Raw genomic sequence first — 3986 nt, forward strand, 5'->3', positions numbered from 1 at the left:
GGATAGCTCGGATCGAGCGGCACGTAAGCCCCGCCCGCCTTGAGGATAGCGAGTATTCCTACCACCATGTCCGGGCTGCGTTCGAGGCAAATGGCGACCCGATCATCCGGTCGCACACCCAGCGTAATCAGATGATGAGCCAGACGGTTGGCTCGGCGGTTGAGTTCGCCATAGCTCATCCTTTGGTCTGCAAATATAACGGCGATGGCGTCGGGGCATCGGGTTGTCTGAGCTTCAAACAGGTGTTGCAGGGTTTTGTCCTGCGGATAAGGCGCATCGGTTTGGTTCCAGCTATGCAGCAGGGTATAGCGCTCTTCTTCACTGAGGATTGTTATTGATGTATGTAACTGGTCTGGGTTGTATGCCACCGCGCGCAGAATGCGTTCAAGCTGGCAAAGCAAACGTTGTGCCTGTTTTGCTGTCAGCCAATCTTCACCATAACTGAATTTTATGGTTAAACAGTGATCCTGCTCATAGGCCATCAACAACACCGGATAATCCACTTTTTCGACGGCGCGGCGGAATGTCAGGGCATGTTCCAGCCCGTCTTTGTTTTCGCTCATTGCTGGAACAGGGTAGTTTTCAAAGACCAGCAAGCTATGGAATAACCGTTCCCCATTAGATTGCAAACCAGACAGAGAGACGGCACTGTGACTGTTGAGTGTAGCGATATCTTTTTGGATATCTTGTAAAACCACCGCGATACTGTCTGTCTGATTCCATTGCACCATCAGCGGCAAGGTATTGATATACAAGCCAACACTGGACTCAACGCCTTCCACCGGCACATCGCGTCCGGATACAGTTGTACCGACAATGGTCTGCTCATCGCCGGTGTAGCTGTGCAGAAGTTTATGCCAGGCGAATTGCAGTGCCACATTGAGGGTCATGCCCTGCGTCCGGTACGTATCTTTTAGCTGCACATAAGTGCTTCCCTGTATAGTCAGTATCTGTTCAGCCGGTTTTTCAACGGTTTTGATCTGCATTAAATCAACGCGATGACTTAACAAGGGTGAGAAATCATTCATGCCGTGGAATTGTGATTTGCGTTCAGCCCAATAAGCTTCAGTTTCTGCTTTATGATCCAGATAATATTGTTGGGTTGCCAGATAGGCTTTATCTGCCACTATCTTGGGGGTATATCCTTGCGTCAGTCCGTTGTAATACTCATGCACCGCCTGCAATAAAATCGGGTAACTCCAGCCGTCAATAATGCAATGATGCAGAGTGATCAGCACGGTGATGAGTTGTTCTTTCTGTTTGATCAAAGTGAAACGGATTAATCCGGGCTGACTTAAATCAAAAGGCAGAATACGGTCATGTTGTTGGATCTCGTCAATCGCCTTGTTCCGGTCTTCTTCTGGTAATTGGCTGATATCTTTGGTGATGAAATTCTTCGACTGAATACTGGGATTCGCTGTGACTATCTGTAATATTTCGCCTTCCCAATCAAATGCCGTTCTGAGGATAGGAAAACGCCGTGAAGCCAGCGACCATGCTTGCTGATAGGTGGCAAGATCAACATGGGTGTGATAATCCAACAGCAATTGCACGCGATAGGCATCATCCTGTGGTTGAGCCAGATAATGGTAAACAAATCCCTGTTGCAAACTGGTGGCAGGAAATATCGCTTCAATACTTTTTTTAGGGGAAATTTTAGGGGAAATTTTAGGGGAAATGCTGTTTTTGGGGGATGCGGCAGGAGCCTTCGAATCAGAGTGATTTTCACTGAAAATAAAACTTTTAAATTTTTCCTCAGAGAAGATACTTTTTTCATTTAAAAAATCTAATATGTTATCTCTTTTCTGCTTAACCTCATCAATAAGTTGAACAGGGGGATTATCCCCTGTAAACGCCAGTTTTAACTTATTGTCACAGACCCATACTGATACATGATTTTTGTTAAGTTCTTTAAATAGCATCAACATTTTTTACACATCCAAAATAGTTTTCTTTTCTGAGTTATTTTCTGCTTTCTTTTCTAAATCGTGGTGTGAGCTTTCATGACTTACGTGATCAACATGATCAAAACGATGAGTAAGCTGGTTTAGTCTCTCCATCGAAACACCCTTGATTCCGTAATCACTGGGGGTTTTTATTCCTCCGGATTGAGCCTGCTTTTGAGCAGTCACGACGATGTTATTGAGTGCTTGTTCAAATGCCTTGATAAACACCGCTGTCTGGGCTTGTGGCAAACGGGAATCCACACTGAATTGCAGTCTTCCCGCCTGAACAGCACCATTGATGCCCAGTAGTAGGTGACTGCCGTTTTCTCTGGCTATCGCATTCCCGCAATCATCGTTGGTTATAGTCCAGTCTTGATGACTGGCACCCCCTAACTGTCCGAGGTAGTTGAAACTGAGGGTCGGTAAATCGCCTGTCAGGTATCCCGCCTGATGTAATGCGCTGTAACCAATGCCTTTGTTCGGTATGCTGCGAAGCATCTCTTTGGTGTGAATGAGGGTTTCTGCAATATCAGCCTGCATTTCCAGACGAACAGGGTACATGGTTGTAAACCAGCCGACGGTTTCGGAAAGATCCAATGTGTTATCAATGGATTCCCGTCCATGTCCTTCCAGAAGGATATAGTTTACGGTTCGTGAAAAAGTCTCCTGCAAGGCGAGTGTCAGTGCGCTCAGCAGTAAGTCGTTAATTTCAGTGTGATAACCCGTGTTGGCTTCATGCAGCAGGATATCGGTCATTTCCGCAGAAATGCTTAACCCGTATTGGGGGATATCATCCAATGCGGGTTTGGTGCTGTTTCCTTCAGCGATTCCCGCAACTGTTTCTGTAACTGTTCCTTTTACTACCCGTTGCCAGTAGAGCGCTTCATTCTGGTGCTGTTGTGCATAACGCTGGACAGCGGCTACCCATTGCCGGTAACTGCTGGTTTTCGGTGGCAAGGTCAAGCCCTGTAATAGCAAACGCATATCTTCAGCGATGATCCGCCAGGACACCGCGTCAATAATCAGATGGTGGAATGCGAAGAATAATCGGCCACTGCCATCCGCGTATCCGGTCAGATGCCCGGCTTGCCATAATGGCCCGTTGTTGTAATTGAACCCGCTTTGCCATCGAGTTAATTGTTGATGCAGTTCTTCCTTGTTTAATCCACGGATATTGCAGTGCTGTAAAAGGGGATGTGAAGATGGTGTTTCTCCGGAACCGGAATAATCGGAATAGCACTGACGGTAGCCGTTTTTGCTATCTATAAAACGGGTTCGCAGCATATCATGCCGTTCAGCCAGCATGATTAGCGCCTGTTCAATCTGTGCGAATTCGATATTACCCGGGATCTGAATCATGAATGCCTGATTCCAATGGTGCGGATTCGATAAGCTCCAGTTGAAGAAAGTGTGCTGGACAGGCAATAAGTCAAATTCCCCGTTTAATAAGCCCTGCTCTGCAACGACATTTTCTGTGGTGGAAGTTTGCATCAGCAATTGGGCTAGTTGAGCGACCGTTGGCGCTGCAAAAATCGATTTAACCTGAAGGGAAAAACCCGCCTGCCGCAGTTTGGAAACCAACTGGATACTGACAATCGAATCACCGCCAATGCGGAAAAAGTTATCTTCGATGCCAATGTATTCCAGACCCAATACGTCTTGCCAAATGGTACATAGCTGGGTTTCCAGCGCATTGCGGGGAGCGGTGTAACTGTCCTTATTTCCCCGGATTGGCTCTGGTAAGGCACGGCGATCCACTTTGCCATTCTGGGTCAGGGGCAGGAATTCAAGGCGGGTAAAACTGGCAGGTATCATGTATTCCGGCAGGCGGTCAGATAAGTGTCTGATCAGAACTTCATCTGATAATACGCCATCTGTGACCAGATAAGCTGCCAGTGCTTTATTCCCGTGATGTTCACGGTCAATCACTACTGCCTGTCTGACTTGTGGGAGGGAAGTCAGGGCACTTTCGATTTCGCCCAGCTCAATGCGGAAACCGCGTAGCTTGACCTGAAAATCATTACGGCCGAGATATTCGAT

2 protein-coding genes are annotated in these 3986 nt (G+C 47.1%); both read right to left on the reverse strand.

The features are described from left to right. On the reverse strand, positions 1-1928 hold a 1928-nt coding region (locus tag FE394_RS17125), incomplete at its 3' end, for a condensation domain-containing protein (RefSeq protein WP_319927562.1). Positions 1929-1931: 3 nt separating this feature from the next. Continuing rightward, positions 1932-3986 (reverse strand): condensation domain-containing protein (locus FE394_RS17130; protein ID WP_319927563.1); only part of this gene is annotated, 2055 nt, incomplete at its 5' end.

The organism is Xenorhabdus littoralis (assembly GCF_033949345.1).
Taxonomy (GTDB): Bacteria; Pseudomonadota; Gammaproteobacteria; order Enterobacterales; family Enterobacteriaceae; genus Xenorhabdus; species Xenorhabdus littoralis.